This is a genomic window from Francisella sp. 19S2-4, from assembly GCF_036281795.1.
In the GTDB taxonomy this organism is placed as follows: domain Bacteria; phylum Pseudomonadota; class Gammaproteobacteria; order Francisellales; family Francisellaceae; genus Francisella.
Genome location: NZ_JAWUZH010000005.1, coordinates 37,141 through 61,929, shown reverse-complemented (window position 1 = coordinate 61,929; position 24,789 = coordinate 37,141). Strand labels below are relative to the sequence as shown.

Sequence of the window (24,789 nt, the reverse complement as noted above, 5' to 3'; positions counted from 1 at the left end):
AAAACTATAATTAATATCTTGTCAAATCTTTATATATCCTCCCGTAACCGACTCAATTAAAGATTTTAATTCTAACTCTAATAGAGAAGATACTACTTGGTTATATGGTAAGTTTGATCTTGTGATAATTGCATCTAAAGTTGTTAGTTCTATATCTATGCTATTTAAAACGGTCTCTTCGGATGAGTTAAGGCTTTTGTGATTATTTGTTTTTAATAAAGTATTAGGTTTTTTTGCATTTGTTGATTTTATATTAATTTCTTCAAGTATATCGGCTAGATCACAAACTAATTTAGCTCCTTGTTTGATTAGGTCATTACATCCCTCACTAGTTTTGCTGAAAATATTTCCAGGTATTGCAAAAACTTCTTTATTTTGTTCTAGTGCTAGTTGAGCAGTGATTAGAGAGCCACTTTTTTTGGCAGCTTCAACAATTACAACTCCTTCTGCTAAGCCACTAATTATGCGATTTCTTTGAGGGAAATTATGACGCAGAGGAGTTGTGCCTAGAGCAAATTCAGAAATTATTAAGTTATTGGATTCTATAATGTTGTTGTGAAGTTCTCTATTAGAACTTGGGTATGTAATATCTACACCTGTGCCAACTACAGCTATGGTATTAAGATTATTTTTAATTGCGTATTTATGTGCTAGAGTATCAATACCATATGCAAGACCGCTTATTATAGATATCTGTGATGATTGAAGATCAGTGCAAAGCTTTTCGGTTGCATTTTTTCCGTAAGTAGAATGATTCCTTGCTCCAATTATTGCTAATTGAGGTTTTTTTAGTAGTTCGATGTTTCCCGAACAATATAATATTATAGGAGGGTTTGCTATTTGTTTTAGGTTTTTAGGATAGTTCTTATCTAAAAAGTTTAGTATTCGGTTTTTAGGATTTGTTAACCATTTATTAACTTTTTCTAAATATTGTTCATATTTATGTACGTTTAAAAAATCAATAGTTTCTTGACGTAGAGATAAAATTTCTGAGTACTTAGATGGATTTTTTATAATATCTTCAAGGCAAAGATTTTTTGATATGGCTTTTAAAAAGCGATGAATTCCGAAATATGGAGCTTGAGATAAAATAACTATATTTTTCGTGGTATTTTGCATTACAGGGTGGTGGTTGCCATTGAGTTATCTGTTATTTCTTGTAAAGAATTTACTACTAACATTATAGAATAGTGATCAGACACTCTATAAATAAAGCCATATCCAATATATCTTGGAGGAACAGGGTAGCCATCCGTTCTTGTTGCAGGTTCATATAAGATCATTTCCGCACCTACTTTTAGTCCATCTGAAGACCCTTTATTTAAAAGAATGCTGTTAAAAGATGATGAGAATGTGTTTGTATTCATAACGTCTTCCATAACGTTTGCTATAATTCTATCTTTGATTCTAAAAGTTTCATCCGGAAGTTTTTCAGAAACAATATCATCTGGAATCACATAGTCACCAACACTTGCTTCACGACTCAGATTATTAACTTTTAATGCTGTTATACCCTCATAAGTAAATTTATATGTTGCAGATCCTAGTCTATAAATCTTCAGATCATTATTAAAGTTAGCAATTGGCTTAGGTTTGGATACTATAATAAAGTTACTATTATCATCTTTTGCAGTATATTGTTTGTTAGCAAATATTGTAAAATTAGGGCCTAAAACCGGTCTTTTTTCACGAGAGTCATAAATTTCAGAGGTATCATCCAATTGATTACCATTAAGAAGGTATACATTTGAGAAGAATTTGTGATATTCTGCTGGTCGCAGATGTTTTAGACTTTGCTCAATATTATCAATTTGCTCAACTAGCTTGCTTTCAATAGATATTTCAACTCTTTGGTTAATTGCTCTATTTGCGCTAGAGTCATTTGGGGCGATAGGATCTTGATATCCCATAGCTTTTATTGTGATACCATCTGCTGGCTCTATTCCATCATTGGGTTCAAGTCCTTTTTTAACTAAATACTCTCTAACGCTAACGGCTCTATTTTGTGATAATCGTATGTTGTGTTCGGTTAATAAATTTTTATCAGTAATAAGGTCTGAATCAATTTTGCCTGCGTAGCCTCTTATTGTGAATCTAGTAGTACCTGTAAGTTTTAAGTACGCATATAGTTTATTTAAAACTGCTTTGGCTTGGTCATTTAGCGTGAAGCTATCAGTATCAAATTTGATATTTGTTTCTATTAAATCTGTACCTTCTTGTCTTAATATGCAGATGAACGATTTGTCACTCTTAAGCATTTGTGGTGTACAGTACTTTAATGTTGGAAATGAAAGAGGTTTATTGTCTTGTGTGTCTTTCTTATCCACAGTGTCGCAGCTTGTAATAATATTTGTAAGTGCTACTAAAAGAACAGCGTATAATAATTTCTTCATGCTTTATGTATCTAAAGAGATTCTCTATGAAAGTTATTCTACTATAAATCTATTACATTTGTGTAGAGTATTTGAACATTTTGATATCGATGTGAAAGGCTTTTTGTATAAAGATTAGATGACTAAGAATTATAAATATGGTATCTTGAAAGGCAAAGTACTAATTATAGAAAATGATATGAAAATTGCATCAGATAGTTTTGTGAAAATGCATTTTAAGTTTAGGCTAAAAGATGGTTCTATTGCCGAAGATACAGAAAATTATAATAGACCTTTTATATTTCAGATGGGACAAGGGTGTTTTACTGATAAGGTTGAGGATGAGCTTTTAGGAAGCTCTATTGGCGAGAGTAAAAGGGTTGTTTTAATGCCTGAGGAAGCTTTTGGTGAGAAGCATCCTGCAAGTATTTATTCTGTACCAAAATATAGATTTCCTAAGGATATGGAATTAGAAGAAGGATTAATAGTATCTTTCAGCCAAAAAGATGGTTCTAAGCTTCCTGGATTAATTATAGAAATTGGTGAGAGTGATGTGATGGTTGATTTTAATCATCCACTGTCAGGTCAAATAATAGTTTTTGAGGCTAAAATATTAGATATTGCTGATGAGGAAGGTAAGTTAAATGAAGATATTGCTAGCTAATCCTCGTGGTTTTTGTGCAGGCGTTAGTAGGGCTGTGGAAACGGTTGAGAAAGTTTTAGAGGTTGAGAAGTCTCCAGTATATGTGCGTCATGAAGTAGTTCATAATAAAGTTGTAGTAGACTCATTAAAGAAGAAGGGTGTTATTTTTGTCAAGGAAGTTGATGAAGTTCCTGATGATTCAGTATGTGTTTTTAGTGCTCATGGAGTCTCTTTAAAAGTTGAAGAAGAAGCAGCTAAAAAAAATCTAGTACTTTATGATGCCACTTGTCCTTTAGTTACAAAAGTTCATAGAGGTGTTAGGCTAGCTAGTAATAATGATGCTGAGTGTGTTCTTGTTGGACATAAGGGACATCCAGAAGTTCAAGGCACTATGGGTCAATACCGTAGTAGTAAGGGTGCTATATATTTAGTTGAAAATGAAGCTGATGTAGCTAAACTAAAAATTAATGATCCAGATAATCTTTACTATGCAACACAGACAACTCTTTCTGTTGATGAGACGGAAAATATAATACAAGCTTTAAGAGATAAATATCCTAATATAAAAGGACCTAAAAAAGAAGATATTTGTTATGCAACACAAAATCGTCAAACTGCGATAAAATCTATGCTTAAAGAAATCGATGTGTTAGTTGTTGTAGGATCGAAAAATAGCTCTAATTCAAATAGGTTAAAAGAATTAGCCACACTAGAGGGGATGGATTCTTATTTGATTGACAATCCTTTGGATATTAAAAAATCTTGGTTTGAAGATAAGGAAACTTGTGGCGTAAGTGCTGGAGCATCAGCTCCTGAGTATCTTGTTCAACAGATAATTTCTAAAATATCTGAAGTTTGTGATAATAATGTTACAGTAGAAGAGTTTGAAGGTATTAAAGAAGAGATTTATTTTCCATTACCAAGACTTTTGAAGCAAAAAGTGATTACCAAATAAAGGTGGAATAATTTATGCAAAGATCCATAAGAGGCGCAACAACAATAGTAAAAGATACTAAAGAAAATGTTATCAAAGCGACAAAGGAGCTTTTATATTACATATTGACAAAAAATTCAGTGGATTCTAAAGATATAGTAAATATAATATTTACAGCTACATCAGATATAAGTTCGACTTTCCCTGCAGTTGCTGCACGTGAGATAGGATTGATTAATGTTCCTCTTATAGATTGTCATCAGATGATGTGTGATGATGCTTTAGAGCTTTGTATTAGAGTGATGTTGACATATAATACAGAAAAGAGTCAAGAAGATATTAGGCATGTGTATTTGCATGAGGCAAAAAAATTAAGGCCTGATTTAGTAATAGAATAAAGGGTTTGCTATGTGGTTATTAGAAAATATAGATATGAAAAAATCTAAATATATACTTCCTAGTTTATTTACTAGTGCTAGTTTGTTATTTGCATTTTTGGCTATTATATCAGCGTTCCAAGGGAGCTTTGTCTCATGTGCAGTATATATGTTGCTATCTGGTTTTGCAGATGCATTTGATGGTAGAGTAGCCAGATATACACATACACAGACAGAATTTGGTGCGGCTTTAGATAGTTTGGCAGATGTTGTTTCTTTTGGAGCAACTCCTGCTTTAGTTATGTATTTTTGGACATTGCATAATTTAGGTTCTTTAGGTGCGGCAATTTGTTTTCTATATTTGTTAGCAGTAGCCTTAAGATTAGCTAAATTTGATACTCAATTAGCACCTAAAGATCTTAGTGAAAATGATATAATTGAACGTAAGTTATATTTCTATGGTATGCCTTGCCCAGCAGGAGCTGTTACAATCTCAGGACTTATTTGGATGGGACAGAAAACTTTTGTTGGAGATTATGTATTTATAACGGTTCTTCTGACAGCTTTTACGGCTTTATATCTAGCATTTATGATGGTTAGCGATATTAAATTTAGAAGCTTTAAAGATAGTGATGGTCACGGTAATATTAGCAAAATTTATGTGATTTGTTTTATATTGATTATTTTAATGTTGTTTACTATGCCAGAAAAACTACTTTATTTAATAATGATAGGTTATGCATTATCTGGTCCAATTTCTCACTATAAATATAAACAAAAAATTAAGAATAGCGATTTTAATGCTAAATCTAGTGTTGATGGCAAAAAAATAGTTGACGCTGACTCTTAGTTTTTCACTTTCTTATCTATAAATATTAATCATTATTTAGATTTTGCTCACTACTCAGATTGGTGCTTGTTTTACTTGCTTGATTTCCTATGTTCAGATTGTTCTCGTTAGTGTTTTGTTGTGTAGGTGGAGGAGATACATATTTAAATTGATCTTCAGAAGTTGAGCATGAGACTAATATTACAGAAAGGGTACAAAGTGTTAAAAAAGTTATTGTTTTCATATTAAATATTTATTAATGAATAAGTTATTTATTATTAATAATAACAGATTTGTGTATAATTTAAGTAAACTAAACTGTTTATAATTTTGAAATGTTTACGTATAATGTTGCGGACAAGTGTGGGCAAAAAATATAGAAACATAAATTTTTAGGATTAATTATGCAAGATAACTCTCTTTCTTTAGTTCAGTTGATATGGCATGCAAACTTTATCGTTCAGCTTATAATGATAGCTTTGATTGCAATGTCTGTTTATTCTTGGGCTATTATGCTTGAGGTAAATAATCGTGTTAAAAAGTACTCTAATGAACAGGCGCAGTTTGATAAGTTATTTTGGGCAGGTCATCATATCCAAAAATTATACGATTACTACTTACAGCATAAAGAGAATATCTTTGGTAAATCAATAATATTTTGCTCGGCATTAAGAGAGTTTAACAATCTTAAAGAAACAGGTGTCTTAAAAGGAGATACTATACTTGAAGGTATGGAAAGGACTGTAAGTATAGCAATTGCTCAGGAAGCTAAAGAACTAGATAGAAAGCTTCCAGCTTTAGGTACTATAGGTGCTGTTGCTCCATATATAGGTTTAGTAGGGACTGTTTGGGGGATTATGTCATCATTTAATACTCTTGGTGGTGTTGAGCAAGCGACAATATCTGTTGTGGCTCCTCATATTGCAGAAGCTTTGATAGCAACAGCTTTAGGCTTGTTTGTTGCTATTCCTGCAGTTATAGGTCATAGTAGACTATCAAATCAAGTTGATGATGTGCTATCAAGCTATGAGTCATTCCAAGATGATTTATGTATTTTGCTTTTAAAAGAAGCACATAGGGATCAAGTACAACATCAAAATCAAGAAAGCTAATAAAGGCTTTTAGATATGAAAAAAAGAAATAAAAGATTTTATAGAAAAAGACGACCAATGGTACAGATCAATGTAGTTCCTTACATTGATGTTATGCTTGTGCTATTAGTTATTTTTATGATTACCACTCCTATTTTAACTCAAGGTGTGAAAGTTGATTTACCAAAAGCGAAGTCAGAGAAAATTCCATCTAATGATAGTAAGCCAATAGTAGTTACTGTAAATAAGCAAGGCGAGTATTTTGTCAACCAAGGTGTTAGTGATCCTAAAGCTCCATTAAGCCCAAATGAGCTTGCTAATGCTGTAGTTAACTTGTCACAGCAAAATCCTGGTAAACCAGTTTATGTCAGAGGTGATAGTAGTGCTAGTTATGGTGAGGTAGTAAAAGCAATGGCTCTTATTCAAAGAGCAGGGATTGACAAAGTGGGGTTAGTCACAGAAGATGGCAAATCTTAATTACCAGAAAATACTACAGTTTTGTAAAAAACAAATCGATCAGAATCCTTATGTAGTTAAGGCCTTACTTATTCATGTAGGCATAGTTCTGATTTTATATATTTTATCTTATATAAGTGTATTAAAATTTGATTCAACTTCAGCTTCATTAAGTGCCGAAGTTGCAAATACTCCAAAGCAATTACAAGTTATCCAGGCTACATCAATAAGTAGTAGTGAGCTTAATAAGCAGATAGCAAATTATGAAAACCGCCAGCAAGAGATACGTCAAGCTAGACAAGATGTAAAACAAGCTAAGCAAGAAGCCTTACAGAAACATAAACTCTTGATGAAACAAAAAGCCGAGGCAGAGCGTAAAGCTAAAATTGAAGCTCAAAAGCAAGCTGCTTTAGAAGCTCAACAAAAAGAACAAGAAAAACAACGTAAAATAGAACAAGAGAAGCAGGCTAAATTAGAAGCAGAGCAAAAAGCAAAAGAAGAAGCTAAGAAAAAGGCTGAACAAGAGAAACAACGTAAAATAGAGCAAGAGAAGCAGGCTAAATTAGAAGCAGAACGTAAAGCACGTCAAGAGAGATTAGCAAAAGCTAGAGCTGAAGCTATAGCAGCAGCTAAAAAAGAAGCAGAGCAGAACCAGGCTCAGAGGGCAATTGCTAGTTATATATTAGAGTATCAAACTAGAGTTGGCGATAATTGGATTAAAGATCCATGTAGAGGAATTTATAATTTACCTAGAGCTATTATTAGAAATGGTAATTTTATTAAGCTAACAGGTACTTCTGGTAGTTATATGTGCGATCAATCTCTGATTAATGCTATTAAGAATACAACACCTCCGCAAATTTCAAATAGTGCGGCAAGAAAAACAATACAAACAGAAAATATAAGTTTTATATTTAAACAAACTTAAATAAGGAATAATAATGAAAAAAATCATTGCGAGCTTTTCAATATTAATTTTTTTAGTATCAAATATATACGCAGATTTAGTTGCAGAAGTAACAACAGGTGTTATACAAAAACCTTTAGTTTCGGTAATGAGTAATAATGTTATAGATCAATTTCCTCAAGATGTAGACTCTGTAATAGTTGCCGATCTTAATCATAATGCTAAATTACAAGGTTCAGATACTATAAAGTATGAAATAAAACAAAAAGAAAATGTTCCTTGGAGTAAAATAAAAGCTGATTATGTAGTTTTAACTAAATATACAAAAAATTCTTATAATAACTATACGGTAGAAGTAGAGATTCTAAAGAGAAATGATACAAGCTACATCCAGGCTATCACATATAAAAATATAAATATTTCTCTTATGAGAACATTAGCACATAAGATTTCAAATTATGTTTATAAAAAGCTTACAGGAGAGCAAGGTTTTTTCTTGACAAAATTAGCATATGTTAAAGTAAGTAATCCATATGCTAGATATGGCAGAATTTATGAGCTTATTATCTCTGATTATGATGGATTTAATAAACATACTGTACTACGACAGTCAGATAATCCTATTGCAACACCATCATGGTCAGCAGATGGGCAATATATAGTTTATTCAAGCTATAGTGGTGGTAGTATGGGAGTTTATGAGCTACAAATAGCTACAGGAAAAGTTACTCGTTTATCTAACTATCAAGGTATTAATAGTTCACCGTCATTTTCACCTGATGGTAAAGATATAGCATTAGCCCTATCTAAAGGTTACTCAGACCAAACAAATATATATATAATGAATTTAGCTACAAAAGCTCTTAAGAGATTAACTATTAATGGCATAAATACAGCACCAAAATTTTCACCAAATGGTAGAAGTATAGTGTTTACATCAGATAGAGATAATGGCAAACCAAATATTTATGTAGCTCCAGTAAACTCAAAATATCCACAATCTTCAAGATTAAGTAGTAAGATATATCAAGGTTATGAGCCTAACTATACACCTAATGGTAAAGATATAGTGTTTATGTATCAAAAATCTCGTTCAAGTGGTATCCAAATAGCAGATTTTAATTTAGCTAGTGGAGATATAACAACTTTGACAAAAGGTAAATCTGATAGCTCGCCGACTGTTTCACCATATGGAGATATGATTGCGTATATTTCTACAAATTCGCAAGGTTATAGTTCTTTAGATATGGTATCATTAGATGGAAGTAATCAATTTAGTGTTGAAAAAGCTGAGAATGGTAATACCTTAATTCAGTCACCAAGTTGGTCACCAAAAAACTATTAAGAGGTTCTAGATAATGAGGGTTTTTACTAAATTTTATGCTTTTACTGTTATTGCAACCTTGATGACAGGGTGTGCTTGGTATCAAGGTCCTCCTTTACAAGCAAATGCAGATGCTAATCTTGATGGTTCTGCATTAAATGAAACAACAGGACCAGGATTTTTTAGTACACTTAAATCTGGACAAAAGTATGGAAGTGGAGATACTGGGTTTGCTGATAATGGTGGTAATTTTGAAACCACAAGTTTTGATAATGTTGCGTAATAAAATAAATAGGAGTTGTAAGTTATGAAAAAAAGTCTTTTAGGAATAGTAGTGATAAGTTCTATGCTTATTTTAGCGAGTTGTTCTAGTACTAGACCAGATAATAGTGATTTAATTAAAGATAAATATGCTGGTGTGGATAGTTCTCAAGCATTAGAAATGTCTTCACAAATTTTTGGTTCTGATAGTTTAAGCTCTGACGAAGTTGATCAAATGAAAAAAGAACTTATGGATATCAATTGTAGATCTGTATACTTTGGTTTTGATAGCTATAATGTTACAGATGATGCTAAAGAATGTTTAGATAAAACAGCTGATTATCTAATAGCACATCCAAATCAACCTATTAAATTATCAGGTAATACTGACCCAAGAGGAAGCGAAAAATACAACTTTAATCTAGGTCAGAAACGTGCGGAATCTGTTTATAACTATCTATTAGATAAAGGTGTGAAGAAAGATCAAATATGTGTGGTTAGTTATGGAAAACTAAAACCTGCAGCTGAACCAACTAAATTCTATGATGAATTCTGTACAGATGGTGTAAATGATGCTTGTATGTATAAAGCTTCTGAAAAAGCATACTATCTAGATAGAAGAACAGAGCTTGATTTTGGCGTTAAGTGTGATCAAAGTGAATCATCTAGCCAGGCTATTAACTAAATCTAATTTTATCTTTATCTATTTTTTTTTATCAAATTAATCTACAATAGTCGAATAATTTTTTATTTAATTTAATTATTATGATTAAAATTCCTAAGATTGGTTTTGTTAGTTTAGGCTGTCCTAAAAATCTTGTTGATTCTGAACGCATCATAACAAAATTAAAAGCAGAAGGTTATGACTTAGTTGATAGCTACAATAATGCTGATATGGTTATTGTAAATACATGTGGATTTCTAAATTCTGCTATTGATGAGTCTTTAGAGGTTATTGGTGAAGCGATAGCTGAGAATGGTAAGGTTTTAGTAACAGGGTGCCTTGGAAATAAGGCTGATTTAATTAAAGAAAAACATCCAGAAGTTCTAAGTATTACAGGACCTCAGGATTATGAGAATTTAATAGAAGCAGTACATACACATGCACCTATATTTGCTAATGATTTTGTATCTTTAGTTCCTCCACAAGGAATTAAACTTACTCCAAGACATTATTCATATTTGAAAATTTCTGAAGGATGTAATAATACTTGTACTTTTTGTATTATTCCTGATATTCGTGGTAAGTTAAAAAGTCGTTCCATAGACAATATCATGAAAGAAGCTGAAAAACTTAAAAATGCTGGTGTTAAAGAGTTACTTGTAATATCTCAAGATACTTCTGCGTATGGTGTCGATATTAAATATAAGTCTGGTATTTGGAATAATAAAGAATATCAAAGTAATATCTTAGATCTTGCTACAGCACTTGGTGATTTAGATATGTGGACAAGGCTACATTATGTATATCCATATCCTCATGTTGATAAGATTGTCCCGCTTATGGCTCAAGGCAAAATACTTCCTTATCTAGATGTACCTTTGCAACACTCCTCTCCAGAGGTTCTAAAAAGAATGAAACGCCCGGCACATACACAGAAAACTCTTGATAGAATTAATAAATGGCGTGATATTTGTCCAGATATAACGATTCGTAGTACTTTTATAGTTGGTTTCCCTGGTGAGACAGAAGCTGATTTTGAGCATTTATTAGATTTTGCTGAAAAAGCACAGCTTGATAGAGTTGGTTGTTTTAAATATTCAGAAGTAGAAGGTGCAAAAGCTAACCAATTTGATAATTTGATTTCTGAAGAAGTTAAGCAACAAAGATTAGATGAATTTATGGGATTACAAGCTCAAATAAGTGCTGATAAGCTTGAAGGGTTTATTGGTACAGAGCAACAGATTATAATTGATTCAGTAAATCATGAAGAAAATTATGCAATTGGCCGTACTAGATATGATGCTCCAGAAGTCGATGGACAAGTAATTGTAGGTGATGCTTTAGAAAGAGGTCTAAAAGTAGGTGAGTTTGCTAATGTTGAAATCACCGAGTCTACTGAGTATGATCTAATAGCAGATTAATTTTCTTTATTAAACTTTCTTAATATTTATTTATCTGTATAAAAAATCAATAATCTTATTTGTATACTTATCATACTAAACCTTTATTTGAGGAAGTATTATGAGTAGTAATCTAGTTGTTATCGGAGTTTCTGGCTCTATAGGTCATGCTGTAACCAAAAGATTAAGGTATTTGTACCCAGATGCTAACATATATGCTTTTTTACGTACGGAAGTCACTAATTGTGTAGAAAGAGTGGTTTATCACCATATTGATTATTCTGATGAGTCAACAATCGAGAAAGCTGCAAAATATGTTTATGAAAAATCAGGAGCTATTAATTTAGTTTTTGTAGCTACTGGTATATTACACACATCTGAGATAAAACCAGAAAAATCATTAAAAGAATTATCAGCTGACAAATTTATTGAACTTTTTAAAGCAAATACAGTTTTTCCAGCCTTAGTTGCTAAGCATTTTATACCTAAGTTAGCTAAAGATTCTAAGTCTGTATTTGTTGCTATTTCGGCAAGAGTTGGTAGTATTTCTGATAATCAACTTGGTGGTTGGTATGCTTATAGGGCTTCAAAGGCTGCTTTAAATATGTTTATCAAAACGGCAAGTATTGAAACTAAGCGTGTAAATTCAAATGCTATAGTAGTCGGAGTGCATCCGGGGACTGTGGATAGTCATTTATCACAACCTTTTCAAGCAAGAGTACCTCAAGAAAAGCTTTTTACTCCAGAATATTCTGCTGACAAACTTATTAAAGTACTAGAAAGTTTGAAAGCAGATGATAGTGGTAAATGTTTTGCATGGGATGGTAAGGAAATATTTCCATAGTAATTTAAAAGAACTTAACTTGCTATATATAGCTTAAGTAAATAAGATTATAAAATATTAGTCTTATGGATAGAAAGTTATCTATAAAGATTATTTTGAATCTGCAAGTTTTTGATTAATTTGATTAAGTATAATAGTAGCATTTGTTTTACTATCATCTTTAATATAGATAGCAGATTGATTAGGATTATCTTTAGCTGATTGAACTACAATATCAATAGTGTCACCTGTTGGAGAAACAGATTTGATTTCTGATTTTTTTTCATCAACAGATTGTTCTTTTGTAACATATTTATTTTCGTTTAATACCTGTGTAGCAGCAGCAAATACAGTCTCTCTATTTTTTGCATAGGCATTGTAAGCATCAGGGTCTTCCATCCACTTATACGCTAAAGCACCTACAGCAACACTGGCTAAAACTAAACCTGTCACAGCAACAGCTTCAGCCGTACACGATGTAATTGCTACAGAGGCTGCTAATAGCGTCGCGATTATCATTATTTTTTTCTTCATCATAATTTTACCTCATACTATTGTTGTTACATGAATTAAAATAGTCTAACAAACTCATTATAGCAAGCTAATATGCTTTTCCAAACTTGTTTTTGTTTTTAATATGAACTATTTAAGCTAGAGGTACATATTTGAAATATAAAAATATGTTTATTATTGCTAACTAGTATGTAAAATACTCCGAAGGAATTAATTAAACTTAAAAATAGTTTTATATGAAAATGAATTTTGTTCAAAAATACTTTGCAATTATAGTTATAGTAGGTGTTATTATGGCGGTTTCAGTACCTTCTATATTTGTGCCATTAAAACCTTACATTACGTATTTACTAGCTGCGATTATGTTAATTATAGGGTTACATTTAAAGGCCAAAGACTTTATACAAGTAGCTAATTTAAGATGGAAGTTATTGGTTATACTTTTTTTGAAATTAGTTGTAATATCTACAGCTGCTTTTATAGTAGGTAAAGTTTTTGGGTTAAATCTGATGGCTTTAATAGGTATTGTTATTGTGGGAACTTGTCCTGGAGGCACAGCTTCTGGAGTGATGGCATTATTAGCTAGAGCCAATATTTCTTTGGTAGTCAGTTTGACTTTTTTGACTACTTTATTAGCACCAGTATTTATGCCATTAATTATTTATATTTTCTTTTCAAAGAGTATTAATTTAGATTGGTTTGGGATGTTTAAAACTATGGCAATAATAGTTATATTGCCTATAGTATTAGGAATTTTAATTAGTAAGTTCACTAAATTAAATGAGTCAAACTTAAGAAAAATATCTAACATCCCAATATTTCTAATTATATTAATAGTAATAGTAGTCACGGCTTTAAATAAAAAAACTATAATGCTTGTGCCTATTGATATTATTCTAAGTGTTATAGTACTTAGTACCTTTGCTAATATTTTTGGGTATTTGGTGGGAAAAATTTTAGGTTTAGATTTTGAAAGTAGGTTAGCGTTACTTTTTGAGTTTAGTATATTAGATGTTGGTTTAGGAATTGTTATAGCGTTGGTCTTTTTTGGTGATCAGGCGGCTATAGCAGCAACATTTTATGCTATTTGGCAAAATATTGTTGGACCGATAATTGTTAACCTTATAAATATACGTAGAAATAAAAGGTAATATAAACCACTTTTAAATTATTTTATTGACAAAATATTCTAAATTAGAATATAATATCAAAAAATGCAATATTGTTGTTATTATGAATTCTAAGTTTGAAGAATATTCTAATGTCGCCGAAGCTATAAGTAAGTTGCTATATCCATTTGCTGAAGTTGTTATTCATGATCTAAAAAAGAAGCAAATAAAAGCTATTTTTAATCCTATATCTAAAAGAGAAGTTGGCGATTCTTCATATATGGATCATATAGGATTAGATGTCTATGATGAGCTTCCTAAAGTAATAGGACCTTATGAAAAGCTTAACTATGATGGTCGTAAAATTAAAAGCATTATTACTATAATTAAGAGTGATCAAGGAAATGTTATTGGAACACTGTGTGTGAATTTAGATATTTCTATCTTTGATAAATATCAAGGTTTAATAAATGCATTTATAAATAATAATGATAATAAAATGTCTGAGCAAAAACAGAGTTTATTCAAAGATACATTGTATGAAAAAATAAATAAATTCGTACAAAAGTATTGTATAGAAAAAAGCTTATCTATAGATAATATGACTCGTTCTCAGAAAAAAGATTTAATATTGGAGCTCAAAAACCAAGGTGCACTAGATGGTAAGAATGCAAGTCAATACATTGCTAGGGCATTAGGTGTTAGTAGAGCTACTGTTTATAACTATCTTAAATAATTTAATTCTAAAAGGAAAAAATATGTTAGTAATTATTTTAGGAGCTATTGTTGGCTTTACAGCTAGCTTTATCTCAACATTATTAGGCGGAGGGGCAGGTTTAATAGCTGTTCCAGCATTTTACTATATTATAGTTCATGTTTATGGGTCATCTTTTGCTATGCAAATAGCTTTGGCAACTTGTTTTGGGATGTCAGTTTTTCTTAGTTTGATGGCTACATACAAGCATTATAGAAGAGACAATATTCATTTAGGGGAACTAAAGTATTATTTGCTATATTTAGCTATAGGATCTATTTTAGGAGGTTTCATAGCTAAATATATAAATACTGATTTGTTAAAGATAATATTTGCATTCTTATTATTTGGTAGTGGAATTTGGATGATATCTCATAATGATAATAAAGTTATAAGACTTCCAAGAACTTCTAGGTATAGTATATTTGGTCTTTGTGGAGTTTTGAGTGTATTAGCTAGTTCAACAACATTCGCGACAATGTTCTTTGTTAAGATTGGAACTGATATTAAAAAAGCGATAGCAATTACTAGTGTATGTGTGTTTATTACTGCAGGTATAGGTACACTTATGCTTACTCTTGGAGTTTCAGTAAATGTCCCATCAACACTTGGGTATTTAAGTATACCTTTACTTTTGTCTTCTATTCCATTTGCTTTGTTAGGTAGTTTTATGGCAGTTAATTATCTAGGAGTTATATCTCCTAAACTACTTAAGTCTTTATTTATAATTTTGATGTTTGTTTCTGGCATCATTATGGTGATCTAAAAAGTTGAAAATATAAGCTTTTACTGTATACTTTATATTTCTTTGGAGAGGTGTCCGAGTGGTTGAAGGAGCACGCCTGGAAAGCGTGTATAGCTTAACGGCTATCGAGAGTTCGAATCTCTTCCTCTCCGCCATATTTTCAAATATCTTCATAATGCTTATAAACTAGATAACTAAAATAAGTGTCGTATACTTTCTTCTAATACGTGTAGATTAAAAGTACAATGAAATAAAAAATTTATAATTAAAATTTATGTCATATACTATTCATAAGCCTTTTTGCGAAGAAATTCCTTTATTATTTGACTCTCCACATAGTGGTTTTATTTTTCCTTTAGAATTTAAAACATGTGCGACTATTGATGCATTAAAAAGTGGATGTGATTGGTATGTAGATCAATTATGGCAAGAGTCACTGAAATATGGAGCAACTATATTAGCTGCATCTTTTCCTAGAGCATTTATTGATCCAAATAGAGCAGTTACTGATATAGATTTAGATTTGATCAATGGTGAATGGACTAGAGAAATCTATACTACAGATTATTCAAAAAGAGGAATGGGACTTATCCGTAGGTATGCACTACCAAATCAGCCAATGTATATGGATAAATTATCTGTTGAAGAAGTTGTTGGTAGAATTGATAAATACTATCTTCCTTATCGCAATACACTAGCAGACTTACTTCAAGAAAAAAAATCAAAGTTTGGAAAAGTATATCATATTGACTGTCACTCAATGAAATCAAAAGGTAATAAGATGAATATTGACGCTGGAGCATCGAGACCAGATTTTGTGATAAGTGATGCAGAAGGAACAACATGTGAGAAAGAATTTGTAAAACTATGTATTGAGACATTAGAATCGCAAGGTTATAGCGTTAGCTATAATCATCCTTATAAAGGGGGAGATATTGTTCGTAGTTGTGGTGATCCTAGTATGAATATTCATAGCGTGCAAATAGAAATTAATCGAGCTTTGTATTTGGACGAAACTCGTTATGTAAAAAAAGAAGGATTTATTGATTTACAGACTAATCTTGGTATCTTAAGTCAAAAGCTTTCTGATTATGTTAAAACTAAATTAGCTAGTAATTAGGAAGAGTTATGAATAATAAAGACAATAAATCAAAGAAGCTATTGCATCCTGTGCTGTTGATGTTAATAGTTCTTTTTCTCTGTTTGGTTTTAAGTTACCTAATTCCATCTGGAACTTTTTCTTATGATGGTAAAAATGTTATTCCAAACAGTTATACTGCGATTAAGAATGTTCACTTTAGTTTGACAAATTTATTTATGGTTCATGCCAAGCAAACATCTTCAGGTTTGGGGATTCTAGATGTATTTCTTGCTATACCTGATGGGTTTAAAAATTATTCTACTTTAATAATGATGGTATTAATTATTGGTGGAATGTTTGGTGTGTTACAAGAAACAGGGTTGATAGAGAAAGGTATAGATCGTTTATTGGTATTGACTAAAGCAAATTTATACCTGCTTACTTTCACTTTGATGGTTATTCTAAGTTTAGGAAGTACATTTGTAGGTTTGATATCTGAATATCTAATTATTATTCCTATTATAGTAGCTTTAATGGCACGTTTTGGACTATCTAATTTAGTAGGACTTGCTGTAGTAGCTATTTCAGCTAAGTTAGGTTATATAGCATCAGTAACAAATCCATTTGCTTTATCTGTTGCACAACCAATTGCGGGCATCCCAGTATTAAGTGGTATCCCATTTCGTTTTTGTGCATATATATTATTATTGATCGCTGGTTGTGCATATATGTTTTTTTATATTAAGAAGCAGGCTGTTACACCTGTGGCTATAAATCATGATAAAGCAGAAAAGCTTGATAAGACTAGTTTTTCACTACTAGTTTTAATAGTCGTAGCAGTAGTTTTCTTAATTTATGCTCAGCATCATTGGGCTTGGAATACTAACCAATTAAGTACTTTCTATATTATATTTTCTTTATTGATTTCAGTAGTCGCTCGTTTAAATCCAAGTGTGGCTGCAGAAGCATTTATATCAGGAATGCGTAGAATGGTCTTAGCAGCAGTTTTAATTGGAATGGCTGGGGCTGTTGATATATTATTAAAAAAATCCATGATTTTAGATACGATAATTTATGATTTAAGTAATTTGTTACAGTTTGGTGATGGAATTATCTCTACTAATATTATGATGTTTATCCAGATGATTTTGGATATCTTAATTCCTTCAACATCAGGCCAAGCAGCTGTGACATTGCCTATATTGGTTCCTGTTGGGCATCAGCTTCATGTATCTGCGCAAAGTACTGTTTCAGCATTCTTATTTGGTAATGGATTATCGAATATGATTACTCCAACATCTGGAATGCTTTTAGCATATTTAGCTACTGCTCGCGTTAATTATTTAAGCTGGTTACGATTTATTATTCCTTTATTTGTGATATTTCTCATTATTTTATGTGTTATGCTAAGTTTATCTAATCTTTTTGGCTAAAAAATCAGAATCTAAGTTTTGTTTATTGTATTCTACTAATAAATTTATAGGCTATAAGAAATATGATAATTCCCATAATAGTTTTAATAGGTGTTTTTATACTTATTGCAATTAGACAAGTTGGTAATATACGATTCCAAATTTGGCAGATAATGCTTTTAGGTACAATTATCGTATTAATAACACGACAAATTTCTATTACTAATGCTTTGATGTCTATAAATTTAGATGTAATGATGTTTTTATTTAGCATGTTTGTTATAGGGGTAGCACTTGAGGAGAGTGGTTATCTTAGCTTTTTATCTTACAGGCTATTTAGAAGAGCAAAAAATATAAATCAGCTATTATTATATGTTTTGTTTGGAGCAGGATTAGCTTCTACATTTCTTATGAATGATACTTTGGCTATTATTGGTACACCTATGCTTTTATTAATGGCAAGAAAATATGCTATTAACCCAAAGATACTTTTATTAACATTGTCATTTGCTGTGACAATAGGTAGTGTGATGAGTCCTCTAGGTAATCCACAAAATTTCCTTATTGCTACACAAGCTAATTTAGATAATTCATTTATAACATTTTTCCGTTATTTGTGTATACCAACACTAATAAATTTGTTTGCAGCATTTTTTTTGATAAAGCTTTTCTATAAAAAACAAATTAATCATGATTATCAGCTTAATCATACTTATGAATCAATAAAAGACCATCGCTTAGCATCATTGGCTAAAATGTCTTTGATTATATTGTTAAGTTTAATATTTATTAAGATTATTCTGACATTTTTACATTTTCAAATACAAATTAAATTAGTTTATATAACGGTTATTGCAGCTATACCGATTTTACTTTTTAGCAAAAATAGGATTAGGATAATAGCCAAAGTAGATTGGCATAGTTTAATTTTCTTTGCGGCAATGTTTGTATTAATGGCAAGTGTATGGCAAAGTGGATTTTTCCAATTAGTTATAAATAATCTTAATATAAACCTTGTTTCTATTCCCATTATATTAGTAGTAAGTGTTGTGCTTAGCCAGTTAATATCAAATGTACCATTAGTAGCTATGTATCTACCATTACTTAGTCATTTAGGAGCAAGTGACAAAGAGATTATGGTGTTGGCAGCAGCTAGTACTATAGCAGGTAACTTATTAATACTTGGAGCTGCAAGTAATATTATCATAATCCATAATGCAGAAAAAAAAGCATCTATAACAATAACTTTCTTAGAGTTTGCTAAAATTGGAATTCCAATGACATTAATTAATATTTTTATTTATTGGATATTTTTAGCTTAATTATGTACATCGGAAGATTACTTCAAAAGAAGCTTTTTCATAGAGATGGCTGCTATTGCTAGGCTAAGCCATGCGAGCATTAAAATAGTCCCACCAATAGGAGCTAGTCTCAGAATATCCGAGATATTCCATATTACAGAAATATAGATACTAAAACTAAAAAATATAGTACCTATAATGAATAGCAAGCTACTTAGCTTAAGTGTAAAACAACCTGCTAAATTTCTACTACTTAGTAGAGCTATACCAATACAGCTAATTATGATGGCATATATTTGATTGTAGCGTAGAGCCGTCATTATGAAATCAAAATGTTCAGCTGAAATTTGAGCCTTTAAACCATGTTCTGCATATGCTCCCAGAGCTACTGAAATAAATCCTAAAATAGCGCCTATTACTAAGTTCATTTTTTCTCCTAGATATATTGAAGTAATACAATAACAAAAATTATTAATCCAACCCAATGATTATCAGAAAAGGCTTTTATACAGTTAGTTATACCTAGCTTTTTGTAGATAAAATAATTTTTGATAAAAAATAATGCTGATATTATTACGCCTAAATAGAAAATCATATTAAAGTTGCAGTATATGCCTAGAACAAAAAGTAATACTAAAGAGATGAGGTTAAATAAGAATATATATCTAAATACATTATCACCGAATAAAACAGCGGATGATTTTATACCTATTTCTAAATCAAACTCCCTATCGGCTAGCGCATATACCGTATCATAAGCTATAGTCCAACATATTGTTGATAAATAGAAAATCAAAGCCTCTAAAGGTATCTTATTCTGTATAGCTGAAAAAGCCATAAAAATACCGAAGTTAAAAGCTAGCCCTAATATTAGTTGAGGTATTGCAAAAAATCTTTTACAAAATGGATAAAGTACAGCTAAAAATAATGCAATAAATGATAATAAGATTGTGTATAAGTTCAAAAATAATACACATATAAATGCAACTAGTGTTAGAAAAGTACAGAGCCAAATAGCATTTTTAACAGTAAGTTTACCACTAGTTAGTGGGCGAGTATTTGTACGAGCAACATGCTTATCAAAATCAATATCAGCGATATCGTTAACAATACATCCAACTGTGCGCATAATTACAACACCGACAGTAAAGATAATCCAATATTTAATATTTGCTAATCCATGACTTGCTAATACTAAAGCAGTCAGTGTTGGCCATAGGATCAAAAGTATTGGAATAGGGCGATGTAGCCGCATTAGCATAAAATATGCCTTTAACTTTTCTCTATTAAGCATCATGTTTTTCCGGCAAAATTAGAAAATATTCTGTGATTAGAAATTTAAGTTTTCTATTATCTTTGTACTCAAATAGAGAACTACGTGAAAATATTTCAGTCTCTATTTCTTTTGCTGTTTCTTGCAGAAAGTCATTTGCACTTAATTTACGAATTATGAATTCATCCCTATCAAATTTTGATTTATCAAAAAGTAAATTATCACCGATAGGTTTTGTACCTAAGTTATCTATATCTTGAGTAAAATAATCATAAGTATTTTTTGGTACAATCGTTCTAGCAAAAACAAAAGTTTTATCAGTATTAGAGAGAGTGATTTTCCTAACAAGAGCTTCATTAGTTTTTAATAAATCTGCTTCTAATGCTATTAATTTTGTGAATTTCTGTGAAACTACATCTAGCTTTATATCACCATAAAACTTAGATAGAGTAGTAACCAAGTTTTTAGCATCATTAAGCCAGTACCTTTGAGATTTTATTAGGCTATCTTTATCTATTATCTTCATATATTAGAAATACCTTAATGTTAAGGTTTCTTATTTTAATTTCGATTTGTATAATTATACACTTATAAAGTTATGAAATTAATAAAAGGATTATAAAATGCGTCCAAGTGGTAGAAATAGTGATCAATTACGTAATATCAAAGCTACACATAATTTTACAAAGCATGCGGAAGGTTCTGTTCTTATAGAGTTTGGTGATACTAAGGTTCTTTGTACAGCATCTGTGATTCCAGGCGTTCCAAGATTTAAAAAAGATTCTGGTGAAGGATGGTTAACTGCTGAGTATGGTATGCTTCCTCGTTCAACACATACTAGAATGGACAGAGAAGCTGCACGTGGTAAGCAATCTGGTAGGACTCAAGAAATTCAACGCTTAATAGGTAGAGCATTACGTGCAAGTGTTGATTTAACTAAAATAGGTGAGAATACTATCAAAGTTGACTGTGATGTGATTCAAGCAGATGGAGGAACTCGTACAGCCTCTATTACAGGAGCATCGCTAGCTATTAAAGATGCTATTAACTATATGAAAGAAAACTCTATGATAGAGTCTGATGTTGAGCCACTTTTATCACAAGTTGCGGCTATTTCAGTAGGCATCTATAATAATGAGCCTGTATTGGATCTTGATTATGATGAAGATTCAAATGCTGAGACAGATATGAATGTTGTAATGAACTCAAATGGAGGTATGATCGAGATTCAGGGTACAGCTGAAGGTAAAGATTTCTCAGAAGAAGAGTTTGCGAAAATGCTAAGTCTTGCTAAGAAAGGCATTAAAGAAATATTTGCATCAATATTCTAAAAATAGTTTTCTAGATATTATTTATATAAGAGTTTATTTCTACTAGTAAATCAAAGTCTTTTGATTTTAGCTCAAATAAGAAGTCTTGAAGAGGTTCACTTTTTGCAAAAAGAAGTCTTTGTTCTATTTGTTTGATTTGCTCTTCTAGAGTTTTTCTTTGTTGATATAAATCTCTAAGTTCTTTATTAGTATTTTGGAAGAAGCTCTGAATATTATCTTCTTTTTTAGCTTGTAATTTTGTTTTTAGGTTAGAGCTAATACTCGACGTTCTTGTTGTAGATAATTTTTTTCTACCTAATGAAAGCTTTTTACGTGGTTCTTGATCTGACATTTATTTCACTTATTTTTGCGTTAATTTTTACTTTAGAATCATAGTTATGAATAAAATTTCCTAGCAATTATAATATATTTGTTAAAGAAATTGTAGATTTAACAACTTCTTAATATTTAATTGACATGATTTTTTATAATTATGCCTATCATTTAGCGTGATTTAACGCCAATTGATGCAAGTCTTTTTTCTATAGATGGATGAGTAGAGAAAAGATCTGACATATCGCCGCCACTAAATCCTGCACTTAGTGGATCAAATATATATGATGCACGACGAAGATTCTCATTTTTATTATGTTTATAGCTATACTGAGCTTCTTGTGTATGACTATCATTTGCAATTTTGATCAAAGCATTTGCCATAGGCATGTTTGTTCGCATTAACTCAACAGCTCCAGCATCTGCCATATATTCACGGGTTCTACTTAAGAATAGCATCATAAATATTGTAAATATCTGTAATGCATATCTTAAAACCATAATTATAATAAAAAATGCTGCAGCATTATTGTTTCGATTGTTGCTATTGCGATTATTGCCTGAGAAAAGTGCTGAATAGAATAGAAAGTCCATAATAATAAGCATCATATTTGATAAAACCATCGTAAATAGATTTAGTTTTATATCTTGATTACGGATATGAGTTAATTCATGGGCCATTACAGCTTGTAGTTCATCACGATTTAGAGCATTCGCAAGTTTTGTTGTGATAGCAACCATTGCAGATTTCTCAGAATATCCTGATGCAAAAGCATTCATATAGTTAGCATCAACCAAAAATACTTTAGGCATATATTTCATACCTGCAGCTACTTTCATTTCTTCAACAACGTTATACACTCTTTTTGCTAGAGGATCTTGGTTATCTGTAGTTACCTCATGATATTCTGTACCCGAGAGCATGATTTTGTCATACATACTAAAAGTTATAAATACCCAGACTATAGCAATTACTGATATTATCATAGTAGCATATGGAGGTATCTGGAAAGTTGCTAGCCACATAAATACTTGACTGATAGGGAGTTGCTTGCCTGTATGGGAATAATAATAATTCGCAAGTTCACTATAATGCCAAAAGGTGTCAACGAAAATTCCTAATAAAAAAAATACAATTAGAAATGTTGCTATTACAAAGTAAGTACGGCGAGTATTTTTGCGGACAACATCACGCCAATTTACTGAGCCATATTGCAGATTATCAGTATTTGACATTTTATAGTTCCACTCTAGTGTCTTCTAGCTGTTGTTTTTTCTCTTCGGAAATATTCCAGTAAATAAAGTTTTCATTTAACTTTTTGAAGAAATTAACCACAATACCAGCAAAGAAAGATTTCTTGTGAGCATTATATCTTTCTATTGAATCATTAAAAGCCTGTTTGGCAAAAGCAAGTTTATTTTCTGTAGATGTAATTTCTTCTTGTAGTTGGATTACGTTTTGATTAGCTTTTAGCTCTGGGTAGTTTTCAAATTGTACATTTATGCTTCTAGCTAAATCTGAAATTTTATTTTCAGCAGCAATTCTTGTTTGAATATCTCCTTGCTCTTTTGCAATATTAGCCTTACTTCTTAGAGCAACCACTTGTTTAAGAGTTGTTTGTTCGTAGTCCATGTATTTTTTTACAACATTAACTAAAGAATCAAAAACTTTAGCTCTACGATCTAGTTGAACATCTATCTGTTTCTCAGAATTTTTAACTGTTTCTATTTCAGCTATTAGCTTGTTATAGGTCATCACTATATATATTGCAACTATTGCAATAATGATTAATAAGATTATTCCAAATGACATTATCTTCTCCTCTTGATAAATTATCTAAATATAAAAGTGGTATGTAATTACTATTTTTTCAAGCTTATTTTATCTTTTCTTCTATAAATTCACAGAACTTTTTTGTTAATGCTGTGTGATATTTTTTCTTATGCAGTAGTTTGTACAAATTACGTCTAAGATCAAGGTCTTGCACTTCAAGTATCTTGTAGTTATTAATATCTTCAGAGTGATTTGTTATTATTTCAGACAAGCATGCTAAACAATCACTATTAGCTATATATTGTTTGATTGCTTCTGAACTACTTAATGTTATAGCTTTTTTTATGCTTGACATATTTTCTTCAAGAGCATTAAAGAAAATATCAAAAGTCCCAGAGCCTTGCTCTCGAGTAACCCATTCATATTTTAAAAGATCTTTTATCTTTATATTTTTCTTGTCACATAACGGATGGTTTGGTTGACAAATAATCTTTAGATCATCTTTTTTCCATAAACTAGTTTCTATAGCTTGATTATCGCACTCACCTTCTATAAAAGCGACATCACAAGTTAAAGATTCAACATGGTTAATAATTTCTTTAGTATTACCAGAGATTATTTCAAAATTCACATCAGGATAAGTTTTTCTAAATGTAGCTACATATTTAGGAAGTATATAATTTGCGATAGTTGTACTAGCACCAACTATTATTTTTCCTGATAGAGAAGAATTACTGTTACTAAAAGTCTCAAACTCTTCAACTTCATCTAATATTTTTATAGCTTTTGTTAGAAGATTTTTACCATTAGCATTTAGTTTCATACGTTTGCCAACACGATCAAATAAGGTGGTATCAAGCATATTCTCAAGTTGAGAAAGTGACATACTTGCGGCAGCTTGAGAGATAAAACATTTTTCTGCCCCTGCACTAATTGACTCAGCTTTAGCTGTATTGACAAAAACCTGAAGTTGCTTTAATGTAATTCTCATATCTGTAATTTTAGCTAGGCTTATATTTTCAGATTGTATTATAAGATTTTCTTATATGCAATATTAGAATTAATAATTAATTCGATAGCAATTACTTCGATATAATATAAAA

30 protein-coding genes and 1 tRNA gene are annotated in these 24,789 nt (G+C 31.0%); 20 read left to right on the top strand and 11 right to left on the bottom strand.

What is annotated here, in order from left to right:
- Nucleotides 1-21: 21 nt before the first annotated feature.
- Both dprA and R8535_RS02215 read right to left on the bottom strand, forming a co-directional pair.
- Nucleotides 22-1,119, bottom strand: a complete 1,098-nt coding sequence (dprA, locus tag R8535_RS02220) for a DNA-processing protein DprA (protein ID WP_329496055.1) — start codon at nt 1,117-1,119, stop codon at nt 22-24.
- Entirely contained in the window at nt 1,119-2,393 is a 1,275-nt protein-coding gene (locus tag R8535_RS02215; RefSeq protein WP_329496057.1) for an OmpA family protein, read from the bottom strand. Before R8535_RS02215 ends, dprA begins: the two co-directional genes overlap by 1 nt.
- A gap of 178 nt (nt 2,394-2,571) precedes the next feature.
- Here R8535_RS02215 and R8535_RS02210 point away from each other — a divergent pair, with 178 nt between their 5' ends.
- The 4 genes from R8535_RS02210 to R8535_RS02195 are packed head-to-tail and all read left to right on the top strand — an operon-like array spanning nt 2,572 to nt 5,176.
- Nucleotides 2,572-3,036 (top strand): FKBP-type peptidyl-prolyl cis-trans isomerase, encoded by a 465-nt coding sequence (locus R8535_RS02210; RefSeq protein WP_329496178.1) that lies wholly within the window; start codon nt 2,572-2,574, stop codon nt 3,034-3,036.
- On the top strand, nt 3,017-3,970 hold the full coding sequence (gene ispH, locus R8535_RS02205; RefSeq protein WP_329496059.1) for a 4-hydroxy-3-methylbut-2-enyl diphosphate reductase: 954 nt from the start codon (nt 3,017-3,019) through the stop codon (nt 3,968-3,970). Before R8535_RS02210 ends, ispH begins: the two co-directional genes overlap by 20 nt.
- Before the next feature lie 14 nt (nt 3,971-3,984).
- Nucleotides 3,985-4,347, top strand: coding sequence for a chorismate mutase (gene aroH / locus R8535_RS02200; protein WP_329496061.1), 363 nt, complete (start codon nt 3,985-3,987; stop codon nt 4,345-4,347).
- Nucleotides 4,348-4,357: 10 nt separating this feature from the next.
- Nucleotides 4,358-5,176 carry a CDP-alcohol phosphatidyltransferase family protein gene (locus R8535_RS02195; RefSeq protein ID WP_329496063.1) on the top strand — a complete coding sequence of 273 codons (819 nt, stop codon included), beginning with the start codon at nt 4,358-4,360 and terminating at the stop codon, nt 5,174-5,176.
- Nucleotides 5,177-5,201: 25 nt separating this feature from the next.
- Here the strand turns inward: R8535_RS02195 and R8535_RS02190 are convergent, their stop codons facing one another.
- Entirely contained in the window at nt 5,202-5,399 is a 198-nt protein-coding gene (locus tag R8535_RS02190) for a hypothetical protein (protein ID WP_329496065.1), read from the bottom strand.
- Nucleotides 5,400-5,559: 160 nt separating this feature from the next.
- Between R8535_RS02190 and tolQ the strand changes: the two genes are divergently transcribed.
- The 8 genes from tolQ to R8535_RS02150 all read left to right on the top strand — a co-directional run bounded on the left by tolQ (nt 5,560) and on the right by R8535_RS02150 (nt 12,102).
- A complete protein-coding gene (gene tolQ / locus R8535_RS02185; protein WP_329496067.1) occupies nt 5,560-6,267 on the top strand; it encodes a protein TolQ in 708 nt (235 codons plus the stop codon).
- A 15-nt stretch (nt 6,268-6,282) separates the two neighbouring features.
- Nucleotides 6,283-6,723: a protein TolR gene (gene tolR / locus R8535_RS02180; protein ID WP_329496069.1), complete on the top strand. Its 441-nt coding sequence runs from the start codon at nt 6,283-6,285 to the stop codon at nt 6,721-6,723.
- Nucleotides 6,710-7,630 (top strand): cell envelope integrity protein TolA, encoded by a 921-nt coding sequence (locus tag R8535_RS02175; protein WP_329496071.1) that lies wholly within the window; start codon nt 6,710-6,712, stop codon nt 7,628-7,630. Before tolR ends, R8535_RS02175 begins: the two co-directional genes overlap by 14 nt.
- Nucleotides 7,631-7,643: 13 nt before the next feature.
- The gene (locus R8535_RS02170; protein WP_329496073.1) at nt 7,644-8,954 is read left to right on the top strand and encodes a translocation protein TolB; all 1,311 of its coding nucleotides are present in this window, start codon (nt 7,644-7,646) and stop codon (nt 8,952-8,954) included.
- Between the two features lie 13 nt (nt 8,955-8,967).
- Nucleotides 8,968-9,216, top strand: coding sequence for a hypothetical protein (locus R8535_RS02165; RefSeq protein ID WP_329496075.1), 249 nt, complete (start codon nt 8,968-8,970; stop codon nt 9,214-9,216).
- 24 nt (nt 9,217-9,240) lie between these two features.
- Complete coding sequence (locus tag R8535_RS02160) at nt 9,241-9,879, top strand: OmpA family protein (RefSeq protein WP_329496077.1); 639 nt, start codon at nt 9,241-9,243, stop codon at nt 9,877-9,879.
- An 80-nt stretch (nt 9,880-9,959) separates the two neighbouring features.
- Complete coding sequence (gene rimO, locus R8535_RS02155; RefSeq protein ID WP_329496079.1) at nt 9,960-11,279, top strand: 30S ribosomal protein S12 methylthiotransferase RimO; 1,320 nt, start codon at nt 9,960-9,962, stop codon at nt 11,277-11,279.
- Nucleotides 11,280-11,379: 100 nt separating this feature from the next.
- Nucleotides 11,380-12,102, top strand: coding sequence for an SDR family NAD(P)-dependent oxidoreductase (locus tag R8535_RS02150; protein ID WP_329496081.1), 723 nt, complete (start codon nt 11,380-11,382; stop codon nt 12,100-12,102).
- A gap of 90 nt (nt 12,103-12,192) precedes the next feature.
- Here R8535_RS02150 and R8535_RS02145 read toward each other — a convergent pair whose 3' ends face one another.
- The gene (locus tag R8535_RS02145) at nt 12,193-12,618 is read right to left on the bottom strand and encodes a DUF3568 family protein (protein WP_329496082.1); all 426 of its coding nucleotides are present in this window, start codon (nt 12,616-12,618) and stop codon (nt 12,193-12,195) included.
- A 218-nt stretch (nt 12,619-12,836) separates the two neighbouring features.
- Between R8535_RS02145 and R8535_RS02140 the strand changes: the two genes are divergently transcribed.
- From R8535_RS02140 to R8535_RS02110, 7 genes are all read left to right on the top strand, one after another.
- Nucleotides 12,837-13,745: a bile acid:sodium symporter family protein gene (locus tag R8535_RS02140; RefSeq protein ID WP_329496180.1), complete on the top strand. Its 909-nt coding sequence runs from the start codon at nt 12,837-12,839 to the stop codon at nt 13,743-13,745.
- Between the two features lie 82 nt (nt 13,746-13,827).
- Nucleotides 13,828-14,439: a helix-turn-helix transcriptional regulator gene (locus R8535_RS02135; RefSeq protein WP_329496084.1), complete on the top strand. Its 612-nt coding sequence runs from the start codon at nt 13,828-13,830 to the stop codon at nt 14,437-14,439.
- A 22-nt stretch (nt 14,440-14,461) separates the two neighbouring features.
- Nucleotides 14,462-15,223, top strand: a complete 762-nt coding sequence (locus tag R8535_RS02130; RefSeq protein WP_329496086.1) for a sulfite exporter TauE/SafE family protein — start codon at nt 14,462-14,464, stop codon at nt 15,221-15,223.
- 44 nt (nt 15,224-15,267) lie between these two features.
- Nucleotides 15,268-15,357 (top strand) — tRNA-Ser (locus R8535_RS02125).
- Nucleotides 15,358-15,476: 119 nt separating this feature from the next.
- Nucleotides 15,477-16,322, top strand: a complete 846-nt coding sequence (locus tag R8535_RS02120; protein WP_329496088.1) for an N-formylglutamate amidohydrolase — start codon at nt 15,477-15,479, stop codon at nt 16,320-16,322.
- Between the two features lie 8 nt (nt 16,323-16,330).
- Nucleotides 16,331-17,716, top strand: a complete 1,386-nt coding sequence (locus tag R8535_RS02115; protein WP_329496090.1) for a hypothetical protein — start codon at nt 16,331-16,333, stop codon at nt 17,714-17,716.
- A 62-nt stretch (nt 17,717-17,778) separates the two neighbouring features.
- Nucleotides 17,779-19,017 carry an SLC13 family permease gene (locus R8535_RS02110; protein ID WP_329496092.1) on the top strand — a complete coding sequence of 413 codons (1,239 nt, stop codon included), beginning with the start codon at nt 17,779-17,781 and terminating at the stop codon, nt 19,015-19,017.
- A gap of 17 nt (nt 19,018-19,034) precedes the next feature.
- On the opposite strand, the gene R8535_RS02105 is transcribed toward R8535_RS02110, so the two are convergent.
- From R8535_RS02105 to R8535_RS02095, 3 genes are read right to left on the bottom strand one after another with little or no spacing between them, the layout of a single operon-like run.
- The gene (locus R8535_RS02105; protein WP_329496094.1) at nt 19,035-19,424 is read right to left on the bottom strand and encodes a DUF423 domain-containing protein; all 390 of its coding nucleotides are present in this window, start codon (nt 19,422-19,424) and stop codon (nt 19,035-19,037) included.
- 8 nt (nt 19,425-19,432) lie between these two features.
- Nucleotides 19,433-20,290, bottom strand: coding sequence for a 4-hydroxybenzoate octaprenyltransferase (ubiA, locus tag R8535_RS02100; protein ID WP_329496182.1), 858 nt, complete (start codon nt 20,288-20,290; stop codon nt 19,433-19,435).
- Nucleotides 20,283-20,795, bottom strand: a complete 513-nt coding sequence (locus R8535_RS02095; protein WP_329496096.1) for a chorismate--pyruvate lyase family protein — start codon at nt 20,793-20,795, stop codon at nt 20,283-20,285. Before R8535_RS02095 ends, ubiA begins: the two co-directional genes overlap by 8 nt.
- Before the next feature lie 97 nt (nt 20,796-20,892).
- Between R8535_RS02095 and rph the strand changes: the two genes are divergently transcribed.
- A complete protein-coding gene (gene rph / locus R8535_RS02090) occupies nt 20,893-21,600 on the top strand; it encodes a ribonuclease PH (protein ID WP_329496098.1) in 708 nt (235 codons plus the stop codon).
- A 10-nt stretch (nt 21,601-21,610) separates the two neighbouring features.
- On the opposite strand, the gene R8535_RS02085 is transcribed toward rph, so the two are convergent.
- The 4 genes from R8535_RS02085 to R8535_RS02070 form a co-directional block, all read right to left on the bottom strand.
- Entirely contained in the window at nt 21,611-21,931 is a 321-nt protein-coding gene (locus R8535_RS02085; protein WP_329496100.1) for a hypothetical protein, read from the bottom strand.
- Nucleotides 21,932-22,083: 152 nt separating this feature from the next.
- Nucleotides 22,084-23,148: a zinc metalloprotease HtpX gene (htpX, locus tag R8535_RS02080; protein ID WP_329496102.1), complete on the bottom strand. Its 1,065-nt coding sequence runs from the start codon at nt 23,146-23,148 to the stop codon at nt 22,084-22,086.
- Between the two features lies 1 nt (nt 23,149).
- Nucleotides 23,150-23,725, bottom strand: coding sequence for a LemA family protein (locus tag R8535_RS02075; protein ID WP_329496104.1), 576 nt, complete (start codon nt 23,723-23,725; stop codon nt 23,150-23,152).
- A 64-nt stretch (nt 23,726-23,789) separates the two neighbouring features.
- The gene (locus tag R8535_RS02070) at nt 23,790-24,677 is read right to left on the bottom strand and encodes a LysR family transcriptional regulator (protein ID WP_329496106.1); all 888 of its coding nucleotides are present in this window, start codon (nt 24,675-24,677) and stop codon (nt 23,790-23,792) included.
- Nucleotides 24,678-24,789 lie beyond the last annotated feature (112 nt).

Excerpts from the sequence above, each read along its gene's own strand:
- R8535_RS02110 (WP_329496092.1), top strand. The coding sequence starts at position 17,779 with ATGATAATTCCCATAATAGTTTTAATAGGTGTTTTTATACTTATTGCA.
- R8535_RS02145 (WP_329496082.1), bottom strand. The coding sequence starts at position 12,618 with ATGATGAAGAAAAAAATAATGATAATCGCGACGCTATTAGCAGCCTCT.
- rimO (WP_329496079.1), top strand. The coding sequence starts at position 9,960 with ATGATTAAAATTCCTAAGATTGGTTTTGTTAGTTTAGGCTGTCCTAAA.
- ispH (WP_329496059.1), top strand. The coding sequence starts at position 3,017 with ATGAAGATATTGCTAGCTAATCCTCGTGGTTTTTGTGCAGGCGTTAGT.
- R8535_RS02210 (WP_329496178.1), top strand. The coding sequence starts at position 2,572 with ATGAAAATTGCATCAGATAGTTTTGTGAAAATGCATTTTAAGTTTAGG.
- R8535_RS02170 (WP_329496073.1), top strand. The coding sequence starts at position 7,644 with ATGAAAAAAATCATTGCGAGCTTTTCAATATTAATTTTTTTAGTATCA.
- R8535_RS02105 (WP_329496094.1), bottom strand. The coding sequence starts at position 19,424 with ATGAACTTAGTAATAGGCGCTATTTTAGGATTTATTTCAGTAGCTCTG.
- R8535_RS02120 (WP_329496088.1), top strand. The coding sequence starts at position 15,477 with ATGTCATATACTATTCATAAGCCTTTTTGCGAAGAAATTCCTTTATTA.
- R8535_RS02215 (WP_329496057.1), bottom strand. The coding sequence starts at position 2,393 with ATGAAGAAATTATTATACGCTGTTCTTTTAGTAGCACTTACAAATATT.
- R8535_RS02075 (WP_329496104.1), bottom strand. The coding sequence starts at position 23,725 with ATGTCATTTGGAATAATCTTATTAATCATTATTGCAATAGTTGCAATA.
- R8535_RS02140 (WP_329496180.1), top strand. The coding sequence starts at position 12,837 with ATGAATTTTGTTCAAAAATACTTTGCAATTATAGTTATAGTAGGTGTT.
- R8535_RS02085 (WP_329496100.1), bottom strand. The coding sequence starts at position 21,931 with ATGTCAGATCAAGAACCACGTAAAAAGCTTTCATTAGGTAGAAAAAAA.
- ubiA (WP_329496182.1), bottom strand. The coding sequence starts at position 20,290 with ATGCTTAATAGAGAAAAGTTAAAGGCATATTTTATGCTAATGCGGCTA.
- R8535_RS02115 (WP_329496090.1), top strand. The coding sequence starts at position 16,331 with ATGAATAATAAAGACAATAAATCAAAGAAGCTATTGCATCCTGTGCTG.
- rph (WP_329496098.1), top strand. The coding sequence starts at position 20,893 with ATGCGTCCAAGTGGTAGAAATAGTGATCAATTACGTAATATCAAAGCT.
- R8535_RS02175 (WP_329496071.1), top strand. The coding sequence starts at position 6,710 with ATGGCAAATCTTAATTACCAGAAAATACTACAGTTTTGTAAAAAACAA.
- R8535_RS02195 (WP_329496063.1), top strand. The coding sequence starts at position 4,358 with ATGTGGTTATTAGAAAATATAGATATGAAAAAATCTAAATATATACTT.
- R8535_RS02135 (WP_329496084.1), top strand. The coding sequence starts at position 13,828 with ATGAATTCTAAGTTTGAAGAATATTCTAATGTCGCCGAAGCTATAAGT.
- dprA (WP_329496055.1), bottom strand. The coding sequence starts at position 1,119 with ATGCAAAATACCACGAAAAATATAGTTATTTTATCTCAAGCTCCATAT.
- R8535_RS02070 (WP_329496106.1), bottom strand. The coding sequence starts at position 24,677 with ATGAGAATTACATTAAAGCAACTTCAGGTTTTTGTCAATACAGCTAAA.
- R8535_RS02160 (WP_329496077.1), top strand. The coding sequence starts at position 9,241 with ATGAAAAAAAGTCTTTTAGGAATAGTAGTGATAAGTTCTATGCTTATT.
- R8535_RS02150 (WP_329496081.1), top strand. The coding sequence starts at position 11,380 with ATGAGTAGTAATCTAGTTGTTATCGGAGTTTCTGGCTCTATAGGTCAT.
- tolQ (WP_329496067.1), top strand. The coding sequence starts at position 5,560 with ATGCAAGATAACTCTCTTTCTTTAGTTCAGTTGATATGGCATGCAAAC.
- htpX (WP_329496102.1), bottom strand. The coding sequence starts at position 23,148 with ATGTCAAATACTGATAATCTGCAATATGGCTCAGTAAATTGGCGTGAT.
- R8535_RS02130 (WP_329496086.1), top strand. The coding sequence starts at position 14,462 with ATGTTAGTAATTATTTTAGGAGCTATTGTTGGCTTTACAGCTAGCTTT.
- R8535_RS02190 (WP_329496065.1), bottom strand. The coding sequence starts at position 5,399 with ATGAAAACAATAACTTTTTTAACACTTTGTACCCTTTCTGTAATATTA.
- R8535_RS02095 (WP_329496096.1), bottom strand. The coding sequence starts at position 20,795 with ATGAAGATAATAGATAAAGATAGCCTAATAAAATCTCAAAGGTACTGG.
- tolR (WP_329496069.1), top strand. The coding sequence starts at position 6,283 with ATGAAAAAAAGAAATAAAAGATTTTATAGAAAAAGACGACCAATGGTA.
- R8535_RS02165 (WP_329496075.1), top strand. The coding sequence starts at position 8,968 with ATGAGGGTTTTTACTAAATTTTATGCTTTTACTGTTATTGCAACCTTG.
- aroH (WP_329496061.1), top strand. The coding sequence starts at position 3,985 with ATGCAAAGATCCATAAGAGGCGCAACAACAATAGTAAAAGATACTAAA.